5 protein-coding genes and 1 pseudogene are annotated in these 3,740 nt (G+C 35.4%); 1 reads left to right on the top strand and 5 read right to left on the bottom strand.

Translation table 11 applies throughout. From position 1 onward, the window contains the following. A pseudogene (locus tag AC1DDX_RS26920) lies at nucleotides 1-274 on the bottom strand (hypothetical protein); the annotation flags it as partial. A gap of 171 nt (nucleotides 275-445) precedes the next feature. Here AC1DDX_RS26920 and AC1DDX_RS26915 point away from each other — a divergent pair. Beyond that, on the top strand, nucleotides 446-1,162 hold the full coding sequence (locus AC1DDX_RS26915; RefSeq protein WP_048906990.1) for a 3-keto-disaccharide hydrolase: 717 nt from the start codon (nucleotides 446-448) through the stop codon (nucleotides 1,160-1,162). A 69-nt stretch (nucleotides 1,163-1,231) separates the two neighbouring features. Here AC1DDX_RS26915 and AC1DDX_RS26910 read toward each other — a convergent pair whose 3' ends face one another. The 4 genes from AC1DDX_RS26910 to AC1DDX_RS26895 form a co-directional block, all read right to left on the bottom strand. Continuing rightward, nucleotides 1,232-1,714 carry a hypothetical protein gene (locus AC1DDX_RS26910; protein WP_337716443.1) on the bottom strand — a complete coding sequence of 161 codons (483 nt, stop codon included), beginning with the start codon at nucleotides 1,712-1,714 and terminating at the stop codon, nucleotides 1,232-1,234. Between the two features lie 80 nt (nucleotides 1,715-1,794). Then, nucleotides 1,795-2,202 (bottom strand): DUF3267 domain-containing protein, encoded by a 408-nt coding sequence (locus AC1DDX_RS26905; protein ID WP_477622981.1) that lies wholly within the window; start codon nucleotides 2,200-2,202, stop codon nucleotides 1,795-1,797. Nucleotides 2,203-2,234: 32 nt separating this feature from the next. Then, the gene (locus AC1DDX_RS26900; protein WP_172659547.1) at nucleotides 2,235-2,660 is read right to left on the bottom strand and encodes a hypothetical protein; all 426 of its coding nucleotides are present in this window, start codon (nucleotides 2,658-2,660) and stop codon (nucleotides 2,235-2,237) included. A 113-nt stretch (nucleotides 2,661-2,773) separates the two neighbouring features. Next, nucleotides 2,774-3,220 carry a KTSC domain-containing protein gene (locus AC1DDX_RS26895; RefSeq protein ID WP_172659546.1) on the bottom strand — a complete coding sequence of 149 codons (447 nt, stop codon included), beginning with the start codon at nucleotides 3,218-3,220 and terminating at the stop codon, nucleotides 2,774-2,776. Nucleotides 3,221-3,740: the final 520 nt, after the last annotated feature.

The raw sequence follows: 3,740 nt of genomic DNA, 5'->3' as shown, positions 1-3,740 counted from the left end.
CCATAGCAAAAGCCACAGGCGATTCAGGTATTGCAAGTATCATATACGTTTTGGTAACCCTGCCATTAATAATATACTTTACCGGTCCGGCAAGTTCGCCTCTTGGCGAGATGTATGACAAATCACCATTTTCCTTATAAATATCGCTATATTCCCTATTACGCAAATATCTGCGTGTAATCAACGAATCCCTTGTCGCTGAATTTATGGTTTGCGGAGTTACAGTTTCAATACCTGTTAAATAAAAAACTACGATCAGACAGACTAGTTTCATGGGGTAATTATTGAAACATATACGTTACAACAACTATAACAGATTAGCTCGTCCAGTGTTTTTAATTATGCAACGGCATTCATCACAAAATGTAAAGACTTTGATAAATTTAAAGTACAGACTCGATTATTTAAGCTAATTCTTATATTAGCGTACTCAAAAGAAAAACTCATGAAAAGAAAATTAATCGTTTTAGCAGCCTCTGCACTCTTCTTTACCAGTGCAATGGCTCAAACACCTAATACGCTCTCAAAAGAAGAAAAAAAAGCAGGCTGGAAATTATTATTTGACGGTACAACTACAAAAGGCTGGCATACTTATCTTAAAAAAGAAGTGGGCGCAAAATGGCAGGTAAAAGATGGGGCAATCGTTTTTGATCCTACCCAACCTACCGGTGGAGGCGATCTTGTTACTGATGGGATATACGAAAACTATGAGTTGAACCTTGAATGGAAAATCTCTAAAGGCGGAAACAGCGGAATTATATTTGATATCCAGGAGGACCCTAAATACGGAGCTACTTATCTTACCGGCCCTGAAATGCAGGTATTAGATAACATCGATGCAAGCGATAACAAAAAACAAAATCACCTTGCAGGTTGTCTGTATGACATGTCTGGCGATTCAACTGTTTCTAAACCAGTACCAGTTGGCGAATGGAATAAAGTTAGACTGATTCAGGACAAAGGACACCTTACTTTCTGGTTAAATGGTATTAAAACATTTGAAGGTCAGATAGGAAGCGAAGAGTGGAAAGCTATGATTGCTAACAGCAAGTTTAAGAACAAAGACTTCGCAGACTTTGCTAAAGTTGCAAAAGGTAAAATCGCTTTACAAGAACACCCAGGCTCTAGCCAGTGGAGAAACATCAAAATCCGTACTTTATAATTCAATATAAGAGCAATTTAACGAAAGCGCCCGAATCATGATCATGATTCGGGCGCTTTCATTTATATCCTACTTACATTCTGTAGGCGCAAAAGTAAACCTGCCTCTTTCAAAGTTAATCGGTTTCCCTTTTACAAAATATGATCTTCCTAAAGATGTTTCAATCTGACCAACACCCAGCACCAGCTTGCCATCTTTTTTCAAAAGTGCAAGTGGGTTTTTATAAATGGTTTTATTTTCGCCTATTTTAAAGGTATAATCAACAAATAAGGTATCCCCTCTAAACTTTCCGTCAATTAAACCGTCATTAGTTGCTTTTTCATGATATTTTATAATCAAACCACCGGTAACTTTTCCCAACTTAGAAGTTATTACATTTAAATGTGCAGTATCTACACCATCAACAGCAATAAAACACTCATTACTGACTGGAGCATCTGCGGTATCAATCATTGTACTATCTTTCAGTTCCGAGCTTTTATCTCCTCCCTGATTGCAGCTAAATGCCAAAGGCAAAGCTATAAGTGCTAAATAAAGTGCTGATTTTTTCATGACCATAATTTAAATTGAGGGTTTACTAAATACTATACAAAATTTGATGCTATATGGTTTTATAAACAATACATCCGATTTTAGAAGGATGATCTTGTACGCATAATAGCACCCAATATATAGTGTTTTATTTTTAAAGGCTCTTTACAGTGGCAATATGGCGTAACCGCTTTCCAGATTACACCGAACTTAATCGACTTAAATCTTTCCTTTGCAAACAGGCACCATGTTATTCCATGAATTAATTCATGGAGCACAATTCCTATAAGTATTACCAAAATCATGATTGCGCTTGTCAGCAAACCATTCATCTCCTTTGGAAATAAATTTTTGAATAGGTCAAGTGTTCCGTCACCCCACAAAAAATAGTAAAGTGGGCAAAATAAAATAACAAAAGGGATAAAATAGACAATTGAAGTAATCTGCGCTTTTGCGGCATCAATAGTCATTTCTTCCATTTTATAGCCGGGTATATTGAATTGTTCCATAGTATGGAACTAAGATATAAAAGTAAATTGAATTATTTTACCCTTAGATAAAGCATACTATAACCATCATAATAATTATCGCTGATCAGTAAAGAATCATTTCTTAAGCCCAATATATATTTCCTTTGCTCTTTAGAAATGGTGTCAACTTCGTTAAATGATATTGCTGTTTCAAGTTGTCCGGAATAAATGCTTTTTGCTTTTGAAAGCATGTATTTTCCTTCTTTAACCAGCTTTCCATTGTCAATCCGCTGATAAGTATCTTTAGATTTAAATACTAAAACTGAGCTTTTACCGTCTTCAACGGGTTTAGTTTGACCGGCAAAACCGCCACTTGAAAGTTTAAGATTCCATTTCCCAATTAGCTTTTGCTCAATATTTGGATCAGACTTTTGCTTTTCGCAGGCATAAAAGCCTACCGTAATAAAAGTAATTATAGCCAGAAAATGCACTTTCATATCCATGCTTTAAGTTTTATATATAAAACGTTTAAAAAGCAAAAATCGCTACACCATTAGCACTTATATGCTCAGGTTAGCGATCTCTCTTTAAATTCGATATAAGTTTTAGCCTAAGCTGTTTCCAGTTTCACGATGTTTCTGTAAGGGAAAGATCCAAAGATATGTCTGCGGGCAAATCTACCTGGAGAATCAGCGTTCACTAATTTTACATAAACGGCTTTAGGTACGCCAAAATATTCATAAGCACTACCATCAAGGAAATGAACAGTTAGTATTAAACCTGCCCAGCTATAATCAGCAATACCACAAGTAGCAGTAGTCTGAGTATACTCATCCAATGAAAGGGCCAATGTTTCCGGAGCAATACTAACCAGAAAATGATAAGCTTCAATAATTTCTTTGCTTTTGGTTTCTGCTTCTATTTTAGCTTCTTCGCTATCCTGAAACTTGTCAGGGTGCCAATCTTTCATTAAACCCCTATAAATGGTTTTTAATTCTTTTAATTCGGCATCCTTCTGTACACCCAATAACTTCCTGTAATCAACGATCTTCTTCATAAAATTTGCGCGAAGGTACGCAGATTTTTCGGGTAATCATATTATGATTCAATTAATTAGTTCTTTTTCGATGGTATCACAAAATGTGATACCATCTCATCGGGAATTCCCACAAGTTTATCCGTCGTAATTCATTATTTGATATTGTTACTATCAAACACAACAAGGAAACTTAAAATAACAAAAATATCTAATTAATTAATAAAAAATATCAAAAGTAAAACATTAAAGGTAATTTCAATATTTTGAGGGTTGATAGTAAACCAGTCGTCACCTCCTAAAAAACTATTGTCAACACTTACCCTATTGCTTACCAATTAGACGCTGCCCCCCTATAAAACTTTTCCCACAGATACTATATATTTGCGATATGTTCAAAATTGGATTAGCAGAAGATGATGAAAAAATAGCTGCCTTGATAAAAAGCGGGCTAGAGGAACATCAATATCATGTTACCCCCATACATGACGGCAGTTTGGCCTTGGCAGAATTTAAAGATCATGAGTATGATCTCGTAATA

The organism is Pedobacter sp. 10L46_2 (genome assembly GCF_056395165.1).
This window is presented reverse-complemented; position numbering and strand designations above follow the sequence as displayed.

Bases quoted from the DNA above. Each gene is read 5' to 3' on its own strand.
- AC1DDX_RS26915 (WP_048906990.1), top strand. From the start codon at position 446: ATGAAAAGAAAATTAATCGTTTTAGCAGCCTCTGCACTCTTCTTTACC.
- AC1DDX_RS26905 (WP_477622981.1), bottom strand. From the start codon at position 2,202: ATGGAACAATTCAATATACCCGGCTATAAAATGGAAGAAATGACTATT.
- AC1DDX_RS26895 (WP_172659546.1), bottom strand. From the start codon at position 3,220: ATGAAGAAGATCGTTGATTACAGGAAGTTATTGGGTGTACAGAAGGAT.
- AC1DDX_RS26910 (WP_337716443.1), bottom strand. From the start codon at position 1,714: ATGAAAAAATCAGCACTTTATTTAGCACTTATAGCTTTGCCTTTGGCA.
- AC1DDX_RS26900 (WP_172659547.1), bottom strand. From the start codon at position 2,660: ATGAAAGTGCATTTTCTGGCTATAATTACTTTTATTACGGTAGGCTTT.